This is a genomic window from Eggerthella sinensis, assembly GCF_003339815.1.
Taxonomy (GTDB): domain Bacteria; phylum Actinomycetota; class Coriobacteriia; order Coriobacteriales; family Eggerthellaceae; genus Eggerthella; species Eggerthella sinensis.
Genome location: NZ_PPTT01000009.1, coordinates 91,198 through 112,051, shown reverse-complemented (window position 1 = coordinate 112,051; position 20,854 = coordinate 91,198). Strand labels below are relative to the sequence as shown.

Here is a 20,854-nt window from a genome sequence, read left to right as displayed (position 1 = left end):
GACGCCGCGGGCGGCAGCGCCGCTAGCGCTGGTCGGTCACGTGCTCGCAGGCGTCGCCGTAGGGCACGTAGCGGTAGGACGCGACCACTTCCTGGCCGTTCGACGGATCGAGGGCGATGAAGTTGTCGAGGGTGAGCGCGTCGGGGTCGTCGACGTTCTGGTAGCCCATGAGGCAGATCCAATGCTCGCCGTAGGGGCCGGCCACGTGGATGACCGTGGGGCGGCCGGCGGCGATCTCGTCGTAGGCTTCGCGCAGCAGGGCCTCGTCGCTTCCAAGCGAGCGGAACGACGAATTGCCGCCGCCCCAGCCGGGCCACGTGCAGCAGCCGCAGCCGTAGGCGCCGTGGTCGTTCGCCTGGCCGGTGAGGACGGCGTCGCCGTAGGCGCACGCGTAGGCCGGGCAGCAGATGGTGTGGCCGCCCGCCGACTGGTTGCCGATGGCGGCGATGAGGGCCGGGTCGTAGGCGAGGCGCTTGTCCTGGCGCTCGGCCGCCTGCTGGGCGGCTTGCTGCGCCGCGCGCTCGGCGGCGAGGGCGCGCACCTGCTCGAGGCTGGCGGCGGGCTCCTCTTCGTCGGCTGCGAGCACCGCGGGCACGAGCGATGCGGGTGCGAGGGTGGCAGGCGCGACGGCGAGCGGGGACGCGTCGTCGAGGGCGAACGCGGGCTCGGGGGGAACGAGGCAGGCGAGGCCTGCGGAAAGCGCGGCGCAGAGCGCGAGCGCAGGAAGGGCGGAGCCGGTGGAGCGCAACGAGCGCGATGCCATGGGAGCATCCTTTCCTCGGCCGCGTGGGGTTCGTTTGAGGGGTGAGTACGGCCGCGAGGAGGAATGGTAACAAAACGGCAACGGCGCTCGTAAGCCCTCCGCGATCTTCCCCGGCGAACCGCCACACGCGTTCCTCGAATCCTCCACAGATGGAGCGCGGGGCGGACGCGCGAGGGAGGTGCTCGCGGGGCAGGCGCGCGGGGGCGGGGCTCTCGTCGTGCGGGGCGTGCACCTGATGCGTGTCTTTGTGGCAAGTTTTTTCGCGATTGCGGGGTTTCGGACGCGTTTTGCACGCGCGATCGTACAAAACACCAGGTCGCGATTTTTCCTCGGGCGGGATTCGCCCGCAAAACCCCGCAATCGCGAAAAAACTTGCCATTCCCGGCGGGATTTCGGTGCAGGGCGCCGCACGGGCACGCGAGGCGCACGGGCACGCGAGGCCCCCGCCCCCCAACCGGAATGTTTCACGTGAAACATCCGTTCGCCACGCGAGGCGAACGAGCGGTACAATGGCACGGGTTGTTCATGCCGCCGCGGGATGCGGCGGCTCGACGATAAGGAGCGGGACATGGACAGCATCGAAACCGACGTCGTCATCGTGGGCGCCGGGCCGGCCGGCATCTTCTGCGCGCTCGCGCTGCTCGAGCGTGGGTTCGCCGGGCGCATCACCATGGTGGACAAGGGGCTCGCCGTGGAGGACCGCGTGTGCCCGAAGGCGACGGGCGCGCCGTGCGCCTCGTGCGAGCCCTGCCGCATCACGACGGGCTTCTCGGGCGCGGGCGCGTTCTCGGACGGCAAGCTGTCGCTGTCGGCGGAGGTGGGCGGCGACTTGCCCGACCTCATCGGGCGCGACGAGGCGCAGGCCTCCATCGACGAGGTGGACGGCGTGTACCTGGGCTTCGGCGCGGACGAGCGCGTGGAGGGCGCCGAGCGCAAGCCCGAGGTGGACGAGATCCGCCGGCGCGCCATCAAGGCCGGCCTCAAGCTGGTGGACTGCCCGCTGCGCCACCTCGGCACCGAGCGGGCGCGCGACCTGTACGCGCGCATCGAGCGCCACCTGCGCGACGCGGGCGTGGACCTGCGCTTCCGCACAACCTGCACGCAGGTGCTCATCGAGGGCGAGGCCTGCCGCGGCGTGGCGGTGACCGGTCCGCTCGGCGCGCAGGAGATACTCGCGAAGCGCACCGTGGTGGCCACGGGGCGACGCGGCGCCGACTGGCTCGAGCGCATGTGCCGCGAGCACCGCATCGCGCACGCGCCCGGCCCCGTGGACATCGGCGTGCGCGTGGAAGTGCGCAACGAGGTGATGGAGACGGTGAACGACGTGCTGTACGAGAGCAAGCTCATCGGCTACCCGCAGCCCTTCAAGAACAAGGTGCGCACGTTCTGCCAGAATCCCGGCGGGTTCGTGAGCCAGGAGAACTACGACGCGGGCCTCGCCGTGGTGAACGGCCACTCCTACAAGGAGCGCAAGTCGCCGAACACGAACCTCGCCATCCTGTGCTCGCAGAACTTCTCGGAACCCTTCGACCAGCCCATCGCCTACGCGCAGAAGGTGGGCGAGCTCACCAACATGCTGGGCGACGGGCGCATCCTCGTGCAGCGCTTCGGCGACATCCTCGACGGCAAGCGCACGTGGGAGAAGGAGCTCGCGCGCTCGAACGTGGTTCCCACGTTGGGCGACGCGGTGGCGGGCGACATCACGGCCGCCATGCCGTACCGCGCCATGACGAACATCCTCAACTTCATGCTCGCCGTCGACGAGGTGGTGCCGGGCTTCGCCGCGCAGGAGACGCTGCTGTACTCGCCCGAGCTCAAGTTCTACAGCAACCGCGTGAAGATGGACGCGCGCTTCGACACGAACGTGGCCAACCTGCAGTGCCTCGGAGATTCGAGCGGGTGGACGCGCGGCCTCATGATGGCGAGCGTGATGGGCTGGCGTGCGGGCCGTGTTTTGGCCGAAGAGCTGTGAACTGGGGAGACGCATTCCGTACCCCGTTTGCATGACACGCTATTTCAACGGGAACGTGACAAAATCATGCGTCTGCACGATAGGCGCGCCGCCGGTTTTCGGGCAGACTGGACCCTGTTGAAACCGGCGGCGACTCCCGACGAGGCGCGCGCCACCAAGACGCTATTAGGAGGCGCACGTACATGAAGATCCTCGGAATGGGAATGCCCGAACTGCTTATCATCCTCGCCGTCGCACTGCTCATCTTCGGCCCCAAGAACCTTCCGAAGCTCGGCGCGTCCATCGGCAAGACCATGAAGGGCCTGCGCGAGGGCCTCGGCAACGACGAGAAGGTCGTCGAAGTCGAGAACGCCGACCTCTCCGTCGAGGACGAGGACGCCGAGGAGCCCGCTCCCGCCGCGCCGGCCAAGAAGACCGTCAAGGTGGCCAAGAAGGCCGAACCGGTCGCATAACGATACTCACCCTTCCCTCTAGCGGCGCGAACCCCCCCCTCCTCGCGCCCGCAACAGCCCGCGGCAGCTCTGCCGCGGGCTGTTGCGCATTTTGAGGAAGGTCGGCACGGTCTTACCGGGCGCGGCTCCTCCTCCTGCTATCATGGAAGCATCCAACCATGAAACGTGAAAGGGGAGCGCGTGCGTTTCGGCTCTGACGCGGACAAAACCGGCGATCGCTCGACCATGCGCGTGGTGGGCGGCTTCGCCTGCAACCAGGGGTTCGTGTTCTCGCTGTTCTACCTCGGCGCGAACCGCGCCATCGGCGAGGGCCCGTTCGCGTTCGAGCGCGCCGACCTGTTCGGCACGCTCGTGTGCATGCTGCTGGCGTTCGCGCTGCTGCGCGCGGCGTCGCCCCGGGCGCGCGACGCGCTGCTGTCCCGCCCGCTCGTGTGGTGCTACGCCGGCCTGCTCGTGCTGGGCTCGCTCATGCCGTCGCTCGCGGGCGAGGGCTCGTTCGGCATCGTGCTGGAAGGCGCGCTCGTGGGCATGCCGGCGGGCCTCATGCTGGCCGCCTGGGGACGCGCGCTCGGCCGGCGCCCCGTCGACCGTTCCGTGCCCGAGGCCTTCATCGCCGCGGCCGTGGCGGCAGCGGTGTGCTTGCTCGTCGCCATGGTCCCGTTGCCGCAGGCGGTGTTCGCGTTGAAGCTGCTGCCCCTCGGCAGCGCGTTCGCCCTGCGCGGCCTGCTGCCCGCGCGCCCGTCCGCCGCAGACGGCGCCGCTCCCGCACCCGCCCCCGACGCCGGAGCGCTGTCGCTCGGCGACCTCTTGGCCACGAAGGAGCAGCGCGACGAGACGGCGCGGCTCTCGAAGAAGATCATCGCCGGCACCGTGCTGTTCGGCCTGGCCGCCGGCTTCATGGAGACGTTCGGCTCCGATCCGGGCCAGGCATCGACGCCCACCGTGTTCGCCAGCCTGCTGCTGCTCGTGCTGTTCTGCGCGGCCTCGCTGCAGATGCTGGCCGGCGGCGGGCTCGGCCGCGGCAAACGCGCCGACGCGGCCGGCGACGGGCCGCTCGACGGCGTGTACCGCCTGGCCGTGCTCGTCATGATGGCCGGATTCCTCTTCGTGCCCGTGCTGGGCTCGTTCGGCGTGCCGGGCGAGGCCATCGTGCTGGCTGGCTATCTCGGCCTCACCTTCGTGCTCGTGTCGCTGTTCCTCGTCATGGCGAAGATCACGGGGCAGGATGCCGCCGTGTCGTTCGCGCGCGGGTTCGCGGCGCTCTACGCGGGCGAGATGGCGGGCATCGCCGCGGGCAACGGCATCGAGCTGTTCGAGCCGGCGGGGCAGGTGCCCTACGCCATCGCCGCCTTCGCCGGCTTGGCCGCGCTCACGGCCTACCTGTTCCTGTTCACCGAACGCGACTTCCGCGCGCTGTCGGTCATCGTGCGCGACGCCGACCGCTTCGAGGACGCCTGCCGGCTCATCGCGTCGGAGTACGGCCTGTCGAAGCGCGAGGCCGAGATCCTGCCGCTCGCGCTCAAGGGGCGCACGGGCGAGCGCATCGCCGCCGAGTTCTTCATCTCGAAGAGCACGGTGGACACCCACCTGCGCCGCATCTACGTGAAGACGGGCATGCACGGCCGCCAAGAGCTCATCGACCTCGGCGAGCGCACCGCGCGCGAGCTGTCGGGCGGCGCGTGATGGCGGCGCGGCGGCGAAGCGTGAAGCGCGGCCTGAGCCGCGTCGACGTGCAGGTGTGCGTCATCGTGGCCGTGGTGGTGGCGTGCTCGTTTCTGTGCGTGTACGCGTTCAACTACCAGGTGACCTACGGCGACATGCTCAGCTCGCTCAAGGAGCGCTCGGACAGCATCCACGAGTACGTTGAGGACTCGCTCGACAAGGCCACGTTCTCGGGCATCGATTCGGCCGAGGACATGGACGACCCGTCCTACCGCACCATGAAGAAGGCGTTCGAGGCCGTTAAGGAGGCCACGGGCGTGCGCTACCTGTACACGGCGAAGCGCACCGACGAGGGCTCGTTCGTGTACGTGGTGGACGGGCTGTCGTCGAAGAGCGACGACTTCCGCGCGCCGGGCGACCTCATCGAGGACGAGATCGTGCCCGACATGGAGCGCGCGCTCGACAACGAGGTGGTGTACCCGAGCGACATCAAGGACACGGGATGGGGCTACGTGTTCGTGACGTACTATCCCATCCACGAGGATGGCAAGGTGATCGGGGTCATCGGCATCGAGTTCGACGCGCAGCATCAGTACGACGCGTTCGAGACCGTGCGCATCGGCACGCCCGTCATCGCCGCGCTGTTCTGCCTGCTGGCCATCGTGGTGGCCTTCTTCGTGTTCAGGCGGGTGTCGAACCCGTGGTACCGCGACATGGCGAACACCGACTACCTGACAGGGCTCAAGAACCGCAACGCGTTCGAGGTGGACGTGGCGAATTGGGAGCGAGCCGAGGCGCGGGCGTGCGGCGGCATCGTGTCGGTGGACCTCGACGGCCTCAAGGATCTGAACGACACGTTCGGGCATGCCGCGGGCGACGAGGCCATCAAGCGCGCGGCCGCGGTGGTGGCCGGGGCGTGCGCGGGCGAGGGCATGGTGTACCGCGTGGGCGGCGACGAGTTCGTGGCCTGCTTCTTCGACCTCGACGACGAGCGTGCCGCCGCCTTCGCGCGCCGCGTGCACGAAGCGTGCGCGGCGGAGCAGGTGGAGGGCCGCGCGCTGTCGCTGTCCGTCGGATGGGCGCTGCGCGCGCCGGGCGAGGGCATGGAGGACCTGCTGCGGCGGGCCGACGCGTCCATGTACGAGGAGAAGAAGCGCTCGCGCGCGGCGCGCGGCTAGCGGGCGCTTCTGCGGGCGGCCCGCAGCGCGCGGAACTCCTGCGGGGTGGCGCCGAAGCGCTCCCTGAAGGCCTCCGAGAAGCTGCCCTGGCGCGCGAAGCCCAGCCGGGCGGCGATCTCGGCCATGCTGAGGTCGGTGTCGCCCAGGAGCTCGCAGGCGCGCTCCATGCGCAGGGTGCGCGCGTACTCCTGCGGCGTCATGCCCTCGGCCTGCTTGAACAGCCTCGTCAGCTTGCTCGCGCTCATACAGGCGATGCGGCACAGCTCGCTTGAGGGCACGGCGCGGTCGAGGTGCTCGCGGATGTGGGCCCGCGTCAGGTTGAGCGCGCTGCGGTCGGCTGCGCGGATGGCGCTCGTCGCCCCGTGCGCGTTGGCCAGCGACCAGTCCAGCAGTATCGCCGCGGCCTCGGTGACCTTCGCCTCGTAGTAGGCCGGCGCGGTGATGGACGAGGGTCGCGCCCGCTTCATCTCGTCGAACACCATGTTGAGGCCGGGCACGTCCTGCATCCCGTCGAGCGAGGCGATGGCGCGGGAGAGCACGAGCGGGTCGCAGTGGCATGCCAGGCTCAGGCGCTGCAGGCCCTTCGGCAGCATGCAGATGCTCGTGACGTCGAGGCGCTCGTCGGCCTTCGTCACCTGCCCGTAGGGCTGCGACTTCCACGCGTAGCCCAGCAGCGTCCGGTCGGCGGGGTCGTCGGTGATGCCGAAGTAGGGCACCATGTTGCGGCCGTACGACCCGAAGCAGAACAGGTCGGGCGTCTGGCAGGTGAAGCTCACCTCCCTGTTGAACTGCAGGTCGAAGATCGCCACGGAGAGGTCGTCGCCCAGCGGGTAGTACCAGTAGGTTCCCTGGCCGTAGCGCTCGTCGATCTCCCAGAGCATGCCCACGCGCCCGCGCTCGGCGGCCTCCACGCGCACGCCGTGCATGGAGGCGATCTGCGTCTCGTAGATGTCGTGGACGGTGAACGGGCCGTTCGACCCCATGCTGTCTGCCAGCGAGGTGCGATGCGCCAGGTAGGCCGCCCGCGAGCGCGCCGCGGGATCGCCCCCGACGCCGATCAGGTTCGACTCGACGAGGGCGCGCGAGCCCGATCCCGCCGCCGCGCACCTCATTTCGGCGTCATCGTCTAGAATTTCGGCTGAATCATCGCGATCGCTCATTGTGCGCCGCTCCTTTTCGTTGCATCGCTAGATTATTAGTCATGGCTAACTTCAAGGATATACCAGACTTCGCGCCCTCCGCAACCCTTTGGTCCGCCGCAGGCGCCCCGGCCGCCTCGGCCTGCGCGGCGGCAAGCGCGCGGCGGGCGGGCGCGCGCCGCCGGCTCGACCCGCGCACGTCGCTCGCCGTCCTGCTCATGCTGAACCTCATCGCGTTCGCGCCGACGAAGCCGTGGACCGAGGTGGCGGCCGTGGCGCTGTGCGCCGTGACGATGATCTGGTGCGGCCGCGCATCGGCGGCGCTGCGCTGGCTGGCGGCCTATGCGGCCGTCTTCGGGGCCAGCATGGCCGTCGCCGCCTTCCCGAACGAGGTGACCGCGTCGTTCGCCGCGATGATCGTCGTGTTCCGCCGCGTGTTCTGCGTGGGGATGTTCGCGTCGAACATGATCGCCACCACGCGCGTGGGCGAGATGGCCTCTGCGCTGCAGCGCGCGCACGTGCCGCGCGGCGGCGTGGTGGCGCTGTGCGTGGCGCTCAGGTTCTTCCCCACGATGGGCAAGGAGTTCTCGTCGGTGGCCGAGGCTATGAAGGTGCGTGGTATGGCGCTGTCGCCCGCGACGGTGCTGCGACACCCGGCGCTGACGGCGGAGAACCTCATGGTGCCCGTGATGAGCCGGCTTGCCATCGTGGCCGACGAGCTGTCGAACGCGGCCATCGTGCGCGGCATCGACTCCGCGGCGGAGCGCACGTCCTACTACGAGCTGCGCTTCGGGACGGCGGACGCCCTGTTCGCCGCCCTGTTCGCCGCCGTGGTCGCGTGCGTGGCGCTCATCAAGCTGGGGGTGATCGCGTGAGCGCGCGGGTCGACGAGGCGCTTTCGTTCGACCGGGCGGGCTTCACCTACGCCGGCGCCCGCGAGCCCGCCCTCGCCGACGTGTCCCTGAGCGTGCCCGCGGGGCAGTGCGTGGTGCTCACCGGCGGCTCCGGCTGCGGCAAGACCACGCTCACGCGCCTGGCGAACGGGCTGATTCCCGTCTCCTACGACGGAGAGCTCGCGGGGTCGGTGCGCATCGTCGGCAAGGATGCGGGGTCGTGGGAGATGGACGCGCTGTGCCGGCGCGTGGGATCGGTGTTCCAGAACCCCCGCAGCCAGTTCTTCAACCTGGACACCACCTCGGAGGTGGCGTTCGGCTGCGAGAACCTCGGGCTCTCGCGCGCCGAGATGCACCGGCGCGTGGACGGCGCCTTCGCCCTGCTGGGCATCGAGCACCTGCGCGACCGCGACATCCGCGCGCTCTCGGGCGGTCAGCGCCAGATGGTGGCCATCGCCTCGGTGTGCGCGATGGGCCCCGACGTCTTCGTGTTGGACGAGCCCACGGCGTCGCTCGACGTGGGCGCCATGCTCCAGCTGGCCGAGGCGGTCGCGCGCCTCAAGGCCGCCGGGAAGACCGTGCTCGTGGCCGAGCACCGGCTGTGGTGGCTTGCGGGCATCGCCGACCGGGTGGTGGTGATGCGGGGCGGGCGCGTCGTGCGCGACGTGGACGCCGCCGCCTTCGCGCGGATCGGCGAGGACGAGCGCACGCGGCTGGGCCTGCGCGCCTGGGATCTGGCGCGCGTGTCACCGGCGCAGCGCGGCGGCGGCTCCTTCGCATCGGGCGCGCACGTCGCCGACGAGGTCCCCGCGCTCGACGCGGCCGGCCTCGAGGCGGGCTACGGCCGCGACGCGCCCGTGCTGCGCGGGGCGGGCCTGCAGCTGGACGCCGGGACGGTGACGGCGCTCGTCGGCAGGAACGGCGCGGGCAAGACCACGCTGTCGCGCTGCCTGGTGGGGCTGCACCGGGAGCGCGCGGGCAGCGTCCGCTTCCGCGGCGAGGAGCCGCGCCGCCGCGACCGGCCCGAGCACGCCTACCTCGTGATGCAGGAGACCGGCTACCAGCTGTTCAGCGACACCGTGCGCGGCGAGCTGCTGGGCGCGCTCACGCACGGCGGGCTGCGGCCCGCGCCCGACGGGGCGGACGGGCAGGCGGACCGCGCGCTCGCACGCTTCGGCCTCGAGGACATCGCCGAGCGCCACCCGCTCTCGCTCTCGGGAGGGCAGCGCCAGCGGCTGGCCATCGCCGTCGGCATCCTGCAGGGCGCCCGCGTGCTCGTGCTCGACGAGCCCACGAGCGGGCTCGACTTCGGCACCATGGGGCGCGTGGCCGACGAGGTGCGCCGGGCGCGCGACGCGGGAGCATGCATCGTCGTGGTCACCCACGACTACGAGTTCGTCTGCGCCGCCTGCGACCAGGTGGCCGTGCTCGAGGACGGCGTCGTGTCCGACGTGCTGCCCGTGCGCGGCGAGACCCTCGGGCGCATCCGGCGCGCGATCGGCATCGACGGGCGGGCGCGCCCGCTCTGATCGAAGGAATCGACCATTTCAAGAGAAGGAGATACGCATATGGCAACGACGACGGTTGCCGCCTCTTCGGGCGGCGCGAACGCGAAGGGCAAGCTGGTGGGGAAGGACTACATCACGCTGGCCATCTTCGGGGTGCTCCTGTTCCTCGTGTTCATGGTTTTCGCGATGGTGCTGGGCATGAACGCGAACCTGTTCTGGTTCACGCACGCGAGCGGCTCGCTCATCGGCGGCATCGTGTGGATGTACGTGGCCGCTAAGGTGCCCAAGCGCGGCGCGTTCGCCATCATGTCCGCGATCGTCGCGGTGGTGGCGTTGCTGCTGGGCATGCTGTGGACCGGCCCGGTGGGCATCGTGGTGGGCGGCCTGCTGGCCGAGCTCGTGGCGGGGGCCGGCAGCAAGCGCACCACGCTGCGCTGCCTGGCGGCGTTCGCGGTGTGGACGCTGTGCTTCTGGGTGGGCCAGGAATCGATGATCTTCCTGGCGGGCGACGCCTACGTGCAGATCGTGGTCGATTCCGGCATGAGCGCCGAGTACGGCCAGGGGCTCGTCGACTTCATCCACGGCCCGCTCGCGCTGGTGGCGCTGGCCGCGACCGCGGTGTGCCCCTTCGTGGGCGGCTGGATCGGCTCGAAGCTGTTCAAGAAGCACTTCGCCAAGATCTCGGCCTGAGCGCCGTGCCCTTCGGCCGGCGAGGCGCCGAGCGAACGGCTCCCTTTCGGGGGAGCCGTTCTCTTTTTCGGCGGCATCGTCTAATCGGCACCGGCGTGCAGAAGATTTCGGCGGGATCGCTACTATGTTCTCTTAGGCTAACAATAAGCACGTTACCGCAAGGAAAGGAACGAATCGTGTCAAGACCGCAGAATCCCATCGTGCGGCTGCTGGAGTTCGCCGGGCCCCACAAGCGCTTGACCATCGCGGGCTGCGCGCTCTCGGCGCTCAACGCCGTGCTGGCCATCGCGATGCTCGTGTGCGTGTGGTTCGTCGTGCGCGACCTCGTGGCCGTCGCCCCGGCGTGGGGGGAGGCGCGGCAGGCCCCGGTGTACGGCGCCTGGGCGCTGGCCTTCGCGCTCGCGGGCCTCGTCGTGTACTTCGCCGCGCTCATGTGCACGCACCTCGCCGCGTTCCGCACGGCGACGAACATGCGCAAGGCGGCGCTCGAGCACCTCGCGAAGGTGCCGCTCGGCTACTTCTCCGTCCGCTCCACCGGCGAGCTGCGCCGCATCATCGAAGGGTCCACCGGGCTCACCGAGGGCGTGCTGGCGCACCGCATCCCCGATTTCGTGGGCGCGCTGGTCACGCCCGTGGCCTACCTCGTCGTCATGTTCGTGTTCGACTGGGTCATGGGCCTCGTGTGCCTCATCCCCGTGCTCGCTTCCGCCTTCTGCATGTTCCTCATGATGGGCGGCGGCCTGGGCGGCAAGGACGGCGAGGGCAACTCCAACGCCATGCAGTTCATGGTGAACTACCAGAACGCGCTCGACAAGATGAACAAGGCCGCCGTGGAGTACGTGCGCGGCATCCCCGTGGTGAAGGTGTTCCAGCAGACCGTCCACTCGTTCAGGGCGTTCCGGGAGTCCATCGTGGCCTACTGCGACTTCGCCACCGCCTACGTGAAGCTGTGCGAGGGCCCGCAGGTGGCGCAGCTCGTCGCCATCAACGCGACGTTCTTCGTGCTCGTGCCGGCGGGCATCCTGCTGGCCGGCGCGGCGGGCGACTTCGGCGCGTTTCTCACGAACTTCCTGTTCTACGTCATCTTCTCGGCGCTCACCACCATGATGATGAGCAAGATCATGTACTCGTCGCAGGCGGTGACCGAGGCGCAGGACGCGGTGAGCCGCATCGACGGCATCCTGTCGGCGCCGCTCATGGCCGAGGTGGACCCGGCCCGGGCCGAGGCGCCCGCCGACGGCGCCATCGCCTTCGACCACGTCACGTTCACCTATCCGGGCGCCGACGCGCCCGCGCTCGAGGACGTCGTGCTGCACGTGCCCTCGGGCGCCACGGTGGCGCTCGTGGGGCCGTCGGGCGGCGGCAAGACCACCGCGGCCTCGCTCGTGCCGCGCTTCTGGGACGCGAGCGCGGGGCGGGTGCTCGTGGGCGGCGTCGACGTGCGGTTCATCCCGCAAGCCGAGCTCATGGAGCGCGTGGCCTTCGTGTTCCAGAACGACAAGCTGTTCAAGCAGAGCCTGCTGGACAACATCCGCGCCGCGCGGCCGGAGGCGACGCGCGAGGAGGTGGAGGCGGCTGCGCACGCGGCGCAGTGCGACGACATCGTGGCGAAGCTGCCGCAGGGGCTCGACACCGTGGTGGGTGCCCGCGGCGTGTACCTCTCGGGCGGCGAGTGCCAGCGCATCGCGCTCGCGCGCGCCATTCTGAAGGATGCGCCCATCGTGGTGCTCGACGAGGCCACGGCCTTCGCCGACCCCGAGAACGAGGCGCTCATCCAACGGGCGCTGGGGGTGCTGTGCGCGGGCAAGACCGTGCTCATGATCGCGCACCGGCTGTCCACCGTGGCCGGCGCCGACGCCATCTGCGTGCTGGACGGCGGGCGCCTCGTAGAGCAGGGGACCCACGCCGAGCTGGTGGAGGCGGGCGGCTTGTACGCGCGCATGTGGGCCGACTATCGAACCTCGGCGCAATGGCGCATCGGAAAGGAGGGCGGCTATGCTGCGTGATTCCCTGGGCCTCACCGACGTGGGCGCGAAGAACTTCAGGCGCGGCGTGTTCTTCTGCACGCTGGCGAACCTCGTGCTCATGGCCCCGATCGGCATCCTATTCCTGCTGGTGAGCGACTTCATGGACCACCTCGTGGCGGGGGCCCCGCTGCCCGCGCTGGCGCCGTACCTCGCGGGGTGCGTCGGCATCCTCGCACTCATGGTCCTCACCCAGTGGGCCGAGTACGCGAACACGTACCACAAGGTGTACGAGGAGAGCGCCCGCAAGCGCACCGACCTGGCCGAGCACCTGCGCCGGCTGCCGCTGTCGTTCTTCGGGCGGCGCGACCTGTCCGACCTCACGAACGCCATCATGAAGGACTGCTCCGACCAGGAGCGCATGTTCATGCACGTCATGCCGCAGCTGTTCGGCACGGGCCTGTCCACGGCCATCGTCATCGTCGGCATCTTCTTCTACGACTGGCGCCTGGCGCTCGCGGCGTTCTGGGTGGTGCCCGTGGCGCTGCTCGTGATGGCGCTCACCGGGAAGCGCCAGCAGCGCAAGGCGCAGGCGATGGAGGACGCGCGCCTCGAGGTGGCCGACGGCGTGCAGGAGTTCCTGGAGTGCGCGCAGGAGATCCGCGCCACGAACCGCTCGGCGGCGCATCTGGACGCGCTCGCGGTCAAGCTCGACGCGTTCGAGCGCAGGCAGGTGACGTCCGAGCTGACCACCGGCGTGTTCGTCACCTCGGCGCAGGCGTTCCTCAAGCTGGGCATCGGCACCACCGTCTTCGTGGGCGCGACGCTGCTCGTGTCCGGTCAGACGGACTTCATGACCTACTTCGCCTTCCTGCTCGTGGTCACGCGCGTGTACGACCCGGTGAACCTCATCCTGCAGTCCATCGGCGAGCTGCTGAGCATGCGGCTGTCCATCAAGCGCACGCAGGAGCTGGCCGCCGAGAAGCCCATGGAGGGCTCCACCGACTTCGCGCCGCGAGGCCACGACGTGGTGTTCGAGGACGTGTCGTTCTCGTACGGCGACGGTGAGCAGGTGCTGAGGGGCGTGTCGTTCACCGCCCGCGAGGGCGAGGTGACGGCGCTCGTGGGCCCGTCCGGGTCGGGCAAGTCCACCTGCGCGAAGCTGGCGGCCCGCTTCTGGGATCCGTGCGAGGGCGCGGTGCGCGTGGGCGGCGTGGACGTGTCGGGCGTGGACCCCGAGACGCTGCTGGCCGATTACGCCGAGGTGTTCCAGGACGTGGTGCTGTTCGACGACACGGTGATGGGCAACATTCGCCTGGGCCGGGCCGATGCCACCGACGAGGAGGTGCTGGCCGCCGCGCGGGCGGCGATGTGCGACGAGTTCGTGGAGCGCATGCCGCGGGGCTACGACACGATGATCGGCGAGAACGGAGGCCGCCTGTCGGGCGGCGAGCGACAGCGCATCTCCATCGCGCGCGCCATCCTCAAGGACGCGCCCGTGGTGCTGCTCGACGAGGCCACCGCCTCGCTCGACGTGGAGAACGAGACGCAGGTGCAGCAGGCGCTGTCCCGCCTGCTCGCGGGCAAGACGGTGCTCGTGATCGCGCACCGCATGCGCACGGTGGCGAACGCCGACAAGATCGTCGTGCTCAAGGAGGGCCGCGTGGCCGAGCAGGGCGCGCCCGCCGAGCTCATGGCGCTCGAGGGCGGCCTGTACCGCCGGATGGTGGACCTGCAGACCGAGGCCGCCGGGTGGTCGCTGGCCTCCTGATGCGCTACCATGGTTCAAAACGCGCAGCGCGACGGCCTCGTCGCGCCGAGCGCCGAGGGAAGGACGTTGAACCGTGGATCGTGAGACGCTGAGGGCCGCGCTGGCGGAGTTGTTCGAGGACGGCGCGGCGCGTTTCGACGCGCCGATGGCCGAACGCACGACGTTTCGCATCGGCGGTCCCGTGGACTGCCTCGTGGAGCCCCGCACCGTGGAGGAGGTGCGCGCCGCTTTGGGCGCGTGCTCCCGGTGCGGGGCTCCCGTGCGCGTGATGGGCCTGGGAAGCGACGTGCTCGTGGCCGACGGGGGCCTGCGCTGCGTCGTGGTGCGCATCGCGGAGAACCTGTCGCAGGTGGAGGTGCGCGGCGACGTGCTGGAGGTGGAAGCGGGCGCGTCGAACGCCGCGGTGGCGAGGCGCGCGTGCGCCGAGGGGCTGGCGGGCTACGAGTTCGCCTGCGGCATCCCGGGCACTGTGGGCGGCGCGGCCATCATGAACGCCGGCGCCTACGGCGGCGAGTTCAAGGACGTGGCCGAATCGGTGCGGTGCCTCACGCCCGCCGGCGAGCTCGTGGAAGTGGCCGCCGAGGAGGCCGCGTGGTCGTATCGCCACTCCATGATGGACGAGGCCGGCTACGTGGTGGTGGGCGCGACGCTGCACCTCGTGCGCGACGACCCGGCGGCCATCCAGGCGCGCATGGACGATCTGGCGCGCCGTCGCGAGGAGAAGCAGCCCCTCGACATGCCGAGCGCCGGCAGCACCTTCAAGCGCCCCGCAGGGCACTTCGTCGGCCAGCTCGTGCAGGAGGCCGGCCTGCGCGGCTACCGCGTCGGCGGCGCCCAGGTGTCCGAGAAGCACACCGGCTTCGTGGTGAACGCCGGAGGAGCCACCGCCGAAGACGTGCGCCGCCTGATAGCCGACGTGCAGGCGAAGGTGCGCGAGCACGCAGGAGTGGAGCTGGAGCCCGAAGTGAGGATGTGGGGGTTTTAGGAGGCTATCTCCCTGGCGCGCCTGGGGTTGTGCCGGTCGGGCACGCTTCGCGCGCCGACCGGGGGACCTGCGGGTGGTCCTGTCGGCGCGCGGAGCGTGCTCGACAGGCTCGATTTCGGGCGCGCCATGAAAAGGGAGAGGGAGGAGGAGGGGGATTGCCTCGCTCCGATCCCCGAATGTTTCACGTGAAACATCTGTTCCCTTCTTCCTAAAATGCTACAACATCGATAACATTTTTCCAAAACCGCCCGCAGGTTGCTTCGCCATATGCTAGACTGCTGGTCATTGTTGGAACGCAGGACGGTACGAGGGGGTGCGCGGGGTTGATCGATCGGTCGATATTCGCTTTGCCGGGGATCAAGGGCGCGTTGGCGTTCCTCGTTGCCGTCGCAGCGCTTCGGGCGCTCGCGGTGGTGGGCCAGGCGTGGGCGCTGGCCACGGCGCTCGTGAACCTGTGGTACGGCGGGGCCGTGCTCGACCAGGTGGGGTGGCTCGCGCTGTTCCTCGTCTGCTTCGTGGGGCGCCAGGCGCTCGTCACGGTGCAGGAATCCTACCTTGAGCGCTACGCCGACGCGCGCGCCGACGAGCTGCGGCAAGACCTCTTGCGCACGGTGTTCACCGAGGGCGGCAGCGTGGTGCAGGCGCACGGTACGGGCACGGTGGCCACCATGGTGCTCGAGGGCGTCGACCAGGTGGAGACGTACATCCGGCTCATCCTTCCCAAGACGGTGGGCGTCGTGGTGGTGCCGTTCGTGCTGCTCGTGTTCATCTTCCCGCTCGACTGGGTGTCGGGCGTCATCGCGCTCGTGGCCTTCCCGTTCATCATCCTGTACATGGTCATCCTCGGGCACACGGCGCAGGACGAGGCGGCGAAGCAGCACGCCACGTTCCAGGTCATGTCGAACCACTTCATCGACTCGCTGCGCGGCATCGACACGCTCAAGCTGTTCGGGCGCGGCAAGGCGCACGGGAAAAGCATCTACGAGGTGAGCGAGCGCTTCCGCGAGGCCACCATGAAGACGCTGCGCGTGGCCACGCTGTCGAGCACCGTGCTCGACCTGTTCTCCACATTCTCGCTGGCCGCGGTGGCCATCATGCTGGGCTTTCGCCTCGTGGACGGCACGCTCGTGCTGTTCCCCGCGCTGCTCGTGCTCATCCTCGTGCCCGAGTACTTCAAGCCCGTGCGCGATTTTGCCTCCGACTACCACGCCTCGCTCGACGGCAAGAACGCCCTCGTCACCATCCAGCAGCTCATCGGGCGGCGCGACGAGGACGCGGCCGCGCGCGCCGCGCGCGCGAACGAGGCGGTTCCCGCCTGGGACGCCGATGCGCGCCTCGAAGTGCGCGACCTGGGATTCTCGTATCCCGATGCCGCGGTGCTGCACGACGTGTCGTTCTCGGTGCAGGGCTTCCGGAAGGTGGGCATCGTGGGCACGAGCGGGGCGGGCAAGAGCACGCTCGTGAACCTGCTGGGCGGCTTCGCCGCGCCGACGGAGGGCGCGCTCGTGGTGAACGGCGAGGACGCGGGCACGCTCGGATGCGCGGCATGGCAGAAGCAGGTGGTCTACATCCCGCAGAACCCCTACCTCTTCCATGCGACGCTGCGCGAGAACATCGCGTTCTACGCCCCCGACGCCGCCGAGGACGATATCGAACGCGCCGTGCGCGTGATGGGCCTCGAGGACGTGGTGGCGGAGCTGCCCGACGGCCTGGACACGCTCATCGGCGAAGGCGCCCGCGCGCTGTCGGGCGGCCAGGCGCAGCGCATCGCGCTCGCCCGCGCGCTGCTCGACCCGTCGCGGCGCATCCTGCTGTTCGACGAGCCCACGGCGCACCTCGACATCGAGACGGAGCTCGAGCTCAAGGAGCGCATGCTGCCGCTCATGGAGGGGCGCCTCGTGTTCTTCGCCACGCATCGTCTCCATTGGACGCGCGACATGGATCTCGTGCTCGTCATGGAGGACGGCCGCATCGTCGAGGCCGGCGCGCCCGATGCGCTGCTGGCGCGCGGAGGGGCCTTCGCCCGCCTCGTGTCGCAGATGGGAGGCGAGGCGCGATGACGTTCTCCGAGCTCAAGCGCACTTGGAAGCGCGACACGTGGGTCAAGCCCTTCTTCAAGCAGTACCGCAAGGTGCTCGCGCTGGCGCTGTTCTTGGGGCTGGTCACCTTCGTGTTCGCGGCGGGGCTCATGTTCACGTCGGGCTACCTGATCAGCGGAGCGGCCGAAGTGCCCGACTCCATCCTCGTGCTCAACCTGCCGCTCATCTTCGTGCGCATCTTCGGCGCGGGCAAGCCGGCGCTGCAGTACCTCGAGCGCCTGTGCAGCCACGACTGGGTGCTGCGCATGACGTCGGGGCTGCGCCTCAAGCTGTACCGCGTGCTCGAGGCCGACGCGCTGTTCTTCCGCGCCACGCACCGCACGGGCGACGTCCTCGGGCTGCTCGCGGAGGACATCGGGCATATTCAGAACCTGTACCTGCGCACCGTGTTCCCGACGGTGATCGCCTACCTTTTGTACTTCGTGCTCATCGCGGGGCTCGGCTTCGTGTCGCCGTTCCTGGCGCTCGCCATGCTGCTGTTGCTGGGCGTGGTGGTGTTCCTCGTGCCGCTCGTGTCGGTGCTGGTGAACGGCGCGCGGCGCGCGCGATACAAGGAGATGCGCAACGAGCTGTACGCCGAGCTCACCGACAACGTGCTGGGCGTGTCCGACTGGGTGTTCGCGCAGCGCGGGGACGCGTACCTCAGCCGCTACAAGAGCGCCGAGCGCGCCATGAAGGAGATCGCGAGGGCCGAGGACCGCTTCGACCGCGCCCGCGACCTCGCGGCGCAGGCGGTGTTCGGCGTCACGGCCGTGGTGCTCGTGCTGTGGGCGGGCGCGCACTTCGGCGGGCAGCACGGCGGGGCGGCGAACTGGATCGCCGCGTTCGTGCTGGGCTTCTTCCCGCTCATCGAGGCGTTCGCGCCGCTGTCCTCGGCCGCGGTGGACGCCTTCGGCTACGCCGACTCCGTCGCCCGGCTGAACGACCTGGCCGACCCGAGCGCCGCGAAGCCGGCGGAGGAGCCGCCGCTTCCGGCGGGCCCGCTCGACATCCGCCTCGACGGCGTGTCCTACGCCTACCCCGGATCGGCCCGTTCCGTGCTCGACGACCTCACGCTGCACGTGGGGCAGGGGCAGAAGCTGGCCATCCTCGGGCGCAGCGGCGCGGGCAAGTCGACGCTCGCCACGCTCGTGCGCGGCGACGTGGCGCCCGACGCGGGCGCCGTGACGCTGGGCGGCGTGCCGTGCGCGCGCTTCGGCGACGCCATGGCCTCCTACATCGGCGTCATCCAGCAGAACACGTACCTGTTCAACATGACGGTGCTCGAGAACCTGCGCATCGGGCGCGCGGACGCCACCGAGGAAGAGGTGTGGGACGTGCTCGAGCAGGTGGGCCTGCGAGCGATGGTGGAGCGGCTGCCGCAGGGCCTGTCCACGATGGTGGACGAGGCCGGCCTGCGCTTCTCGGGCGGCGAGCGCCACCGCATCGCGCTCGCGCGCGTGCTGCTGCAGGACGTGCCCGTGGTCATTCTCGACGAGCCCACCGTGGGGCTCGACCCCTTCACCGAGCGGGCGCTGCTCGACACGGTGCTGCGCGCGCTCGACGGCAAGACGGTGATCATGATCACCCATCACCTGGCGGGCGTGGGGGCCATGGACCGCGTCGTGTTCCTGGAGCACGGGCGCATCGAGCTCGACGGCGCCCCCGACGAGCTGGCCCGCACGAGCGAGCGCTACCGCAGCCTGCTCGCGTTCGACCGCGGCACGGCGGCAGGGTAGGGCGGGACGGCTTCAGCAGGCGGCGTCCGGGGAGGCGTCGCCGTCCTCGTCGTCGACGTACTCGAACAGATCGCCCACCTGGCATTCCAGCTCGCGGCAGATGGCGTTGAGCGTTTTGAAGCGCACGCCGCTCACCTTGCCGTTCTTGATCTTGGACAGGTTCCCGTCGGCGATGCCCACGCGCTCGGCCAGCTCGCCGAGCGATATCTTGCGGTCGGCCATCATCCGGTCGAGGCGCATCACGATTGCCATGACCCCTCCCTAGATGATCTCGTTGTTCTCGTCCTGCAGCCGCCAACCGTACTCGAGGATGTGTCCGATGCAGAACACGATGACCGCCACCGCAAGCAGGATGACGCTGATCTCGTCGAATACCGCGCCCGTCAGCTTGCCGCTCGACACGCTGATCACCGCGTTGGCGACCCAGCGGGGAAGGGCGAACACGAGGAACAGGAAGGGGGCGGCCAGCTTCACGCGGCGCGACAGGCCGGGGAAGAACGGCGTCTCCTCCTTGCCGATGCGCCGGAAGATGAAGGCCACGTACACGAGCAGCGCCGCAAGCAGGATCTGCATGCCGAGCACGGTGTAGGGGCGCAGCCCGCCGTTCACCGTGTGGTCGATGTCCACGCTTTCGGTGACGATCCTTCCGATGTTCAGGAGCGAGACGGCGACCAGCACCCCGGCGATCAGCAGCAAAAGCACGAACACCGCCGTGCTGCTCGTCTTGATCTTCTCGCGGATGTCGCTCATGGCCGCCCCCTCGCCCTCGTCGGTCCCGATACCCCGCATGCTACCACAACCATAATGCCTCACACCACACTTTTGACGTAAAACGTCATATGAGTTCGGCGAAACGATGAGGTATCCGTTCGAAGCCGCCCATCGGCGGTTCGCGAGAAAGAGGCGGGCGGGCGTTGTGGACGGGGCGCGCTTCGGGTATCCTGATCATTCGCAATCAATCCGAACACAACATGACGGTGGTACCTGCAACATGAAGATCAACCATGCGATCCTGCACGTTTTCGATTTCGTCTCCTGCGTCAACGTGTATTCTCAGGAAGAGCTCGACCTGTCGAGCAAGAACACGAAGCGCTACGTGACGAGCCATGCGAAGAAGGCCCTCTCCAACATGGACAGCAAGCGCGGCGAGTTCTCCTCCGACAGCATGTTCGCCGAAGAGCTGCGCTCCTACTTCCGCGGGCAGCGGGACTTCATCGACCTCTCGAAGCAGGTGGCCGAGTTCGTCGCCACCGAGCTCGGGCGCATGGAGAAGACCGAGTCCACCGACCTGCTCGTGCTCGACTTCGAGGACGACCCCGACAACACCGTGCGGGAGATGACCGAGGAGGAGGCCGAGGCCGCCTACGAGGCGCGCGGCAAGCGCTACTTCGCGTTCATGCTGCTGGAGAGCCGTCAGGCGTACATGCACGAGGTGGGGCAGAGCGAAAGCGGCGCCACGTACAACGGCATCGCGCGGCATCACGCCATCCTGCCGAACCCGTCGCAGAAGGTGGCGTCGTTCGCCGTGGTGGAGTCGACGTCGCTCGCGGTGCTGTTCTGCGACAAGCAGCGCACCATCGCCGGCGAGGAGCGCTGGCTCATTCCCGACGGCCTGCTGCAGTGCTCCATGGGGGCGTCGAGCAAAGAGGTGTTCGACACGGCGTGCCGCATCGTGGAGGAAGTGGCCGAGGAGTACGGCGCGAACAAGGCCGTGGCCGTGTCGAAAGCGAAGGCCTACATCTCGTCGAACGCCGACGAATCCGACGAGCTGGCGCCGTGGGACCTGGGCGAAGAGGTGTTCGACGACGAGCCTTTGCAGAAGCGCTTCGAGGAGGCGCTCGCCGAGGAGGCGCTGCCCGAGCGCGTCGTGGTGGAGAAGACGGTGGCGAAGCGCGTGGCGAAGAGCCACAAGATTCGCACCGACACGGGCATCGACATCACCTTCCCGGCCGAGTACGGCGAGAATCCCGACTTCATCGAGTTCGTCAGCTCGCCGAACGGCCTCATCTCCATCGAACTCAAGAACATCGGCAGCATCGAGAACCGCTAACAGCGAAGGA

The 20,854-nt window shown here is 69.4% G+C and carries 17 protein-coding genes; 13 read left to right on the top strand and 4 right to left on the bottom strand.

Annotated elements, in window-relative coordinates:
- Positions 1–22 precede the first annotated feature (22 nt).
- Positions 23–763 carry a hypothetical protein gene (locus C1876_RS06945; protein WP_114545992.1) on the bottom strand — a complete coding sequence of 247 codons (741 nt, stop codon included), beginning with the start codon at positions 761–763 and terminating at the stop codon, positions 23–25.
- 568 nt (positions 764–1,331) lie between these two features.
- On the opposite strand from C1876_RS06945, the gene C1876_RS06940 reads away from it, so the two are divergent.
- From C1876_RS06940 to C1876_RS06925, 4 genes are all read left to right on the top strand, one after another.
- A complete protein-coding gene (locus tag C1876_RS06940) occupies positions 1,332–2,735 on the top strand; it encodes an NAD(P)/FAD-dependent oxidoreductase (protein WP_114545991.1) in 1,404 nt (467 codons plus the stop codon).
- Positions 2,736–2,917: 182 nt separating this feature from the next.
- Positions 2,918–3,187 carry a twin-arginine translocase TatA/TatE family subunit gene (gene tatA, locus C1876_RS06935; RefSeq protein WP_114545990.1) on the top strand — a complete coding sequence of 90 codons (270 nt, stop codon included), beginning with the start codon at positions 2,918–2,920 and terminating at the stop codon, positions 3,185–3,187.
- Between the two features lie 180 nt (positions 3,188–3,367).
- Positions 3,368–4,870 (top strand): helix-turn-helix transcriptional regulator, encoded by a 1,503-nt coding sequence (locus tag C1876_RS06930; protein ID WP_244910068.1) that lies wholly within the window; start codon positions 3,368–3,370, stop codon positions 4,868–4,870.
- A 20-nt stretch (positions 4,871–4,890) separates the two neighbouring features.
- A complete protein-coding gene (locus C1876_RS06925; RefSeq protein ID WP_211309520.1) occupies positions 4,891–6,027 on the top strand; it encodes a diguanylate cyclase in 1,137 nt (378 codons plus the stop codon).
- On the opposite strand, the gene C1876_RS06920 is transcribed toward C1876_RS06925, so the two are convergent.
- The gene (locus C1876_RS06920) at positions 6,024–7,187 is read right to left on the bottom strand and encodes a helix-turn-helix domain-containing protein (RefSeq protein WP_114545988.1); all 1,164 of its coding nucleotides are present in this window, start codon (positions 7,185–7,187) and stop codon (positions 6,024–6,026) included. The two genes, C1876_RS06925 and C1876_RS06920, sit on opposite strands and share 4 nt — an antisense overlap.
- A gap of 41 nt (positions 7,188–7,228) precedes the next feature.
- Here C1876_RS06920 and C1876_RS06915 point away from each other — a divergent pair, with 41 nt between their 5' ends.
- From C1876_RS06915 to cydC, 8 genes are all read left to right on the top strand, one after another.
- Positions 7,229–8,041: an energy-coupling factor transporter transmembrane component T family protein gene (locus C1876_RS06915; RefSeq protein WP_114545987.1), complete on the top strand. Its 813-nt coding sequence runs from the start codon at positions 7,229–7,231 to the stop codon at positions 8,039–8,041.
- Positions 8,038–9,588 (top strand): ABC transporter ATP-binding protein, encoded by a 1,551-nt coding sequence (locus C1876_RS06910; protein ID WP_114545986.1) that lies wholly within the window; start codon positions 8,038–8,040, stop codon positions 9,586–9,588. The genes C1876_RS06915 and C1876_RS06910 overlap by 4 nt, the downstream gene beginning before the upstream one ends.
- A 39-nt stretch (positions 9,589–9,627) precedes the next feature.
- Positions 9,628–10,257, top strand: a complete 630-nt coding sequence (locus tag C1876_RS06905; RefSeq protein WP_114545985.1) for an MptD family putative ECF transporter S component — start codon at positions 9,628–9,630, stop codon at positions 10,255–10,257.
- Between the two features lie 176 nt (positions 10,258–10,433).
- A complete protein-coding gene (locus tag C1876_RS06900) occupies positions 10,434–12,263 on the top strand; it encodes an ABC transporter ATP-binding protein (RefSeq protein WP_114545984.1) in 1,830 nt (609 codons plus the stop codon).
- Complete coding sequence (locus tag C1876_RS06895) at positions 12,253–13,992, top strand: ABC transporter ATP-binding protein (RefSeq protein ID WP_114545983.1); 1,740 nt, start codon at positions 12,253–12,255, stop codon at positions 13,990–13,992. The genes C1876_RS06900 and C1876_RS06895 overlap by 11 nt, the downstream gene beginning before the upstream one ends.
- Positions 13,993–14,065: 73 nt before the next feature.
- Complete coding sequence (murB, locus tag C1876_RS06890; protein WP_114545982.1) at positions 14,066–14,977, top strand: UDP-N-acetylmuramate dehydrogenase; 912 nt, start codon at positions 14,066–14,068, stop codon at positions 14,975–14,977.
- Positions 14,978–15,300: 323 nt separating this feature from the next.
- A complete protein-coding gene (cydD, locus tag C1876_RS06885; RefSeq protein ID WP_114545981.1) occupies positions 15,301–17,037 on the top strand; it encodes a thiol reductant ABC exporter subunit CydD in 1,737 nt (578 codons plus the stop codon).
- Positions 17,034–18,794 carry a thiol reductant ABC exporter subunit CydC gene (cydC, locus tag C1876_RS06880; protein ID WP_114545980.1) on the top strand — a complete coding sequence of 587 codons (1,761 nt, stop codon included), beginning with the start codon at positions 17,034–17,036 and terminating at the stop codon, positions 18,792–18,794. The genes cydD and cydC overlap by 4 nt, the downstream gene beginning before the upstream one ends.
- A gap of 12 nt (positions 18,795–18,806) precedes the next feature.
- Here the strand turns inward: cydC and C1876_RS06875 are convergent, their stop codons facing one another.
- Complete coding sequence (locus C1876_RS06875) at positions 18,807–19,046, bottom strand: helix-turn-helix domain-containing protein (RefSeq protein ID WP_114545979.1); 240 nt, start codon at positions 19,044–19,046, stop codon at positions 18,807–18,809.
- Between the two features lie 9 nt (positions 19,047–19,055).
- Positions 19,056–19,544: a DUF2975 domain-containing protein gene (locus C1876_RS06870; RefSeq protein ID WP_114545978.1), complete on the bottom strand. Its 489-nt coding sequence runs from the start codon at positions 19,542–19,544 to the stop codon at positions 19,056–19,058.
- Positions 19,545–19,785: 241 nt separating this feature from the next.
- Between C1876_RS06870 and C1876_RS06865 the strand changes: the two genes are divergently transcribed.
- On the top strand, positions 19,786–20,844 hold the full coding sequence (locus C1876_RS06865) for a nucleoid-associated protein (RefSeq protein WP_114545977.1): 1,059 nt from the start codon (positions 19,786–19,788) through the stop codon (positions 20,842–20,844).
- Positions 20,845–20,854: the final 10 nt, after the last annotated feature.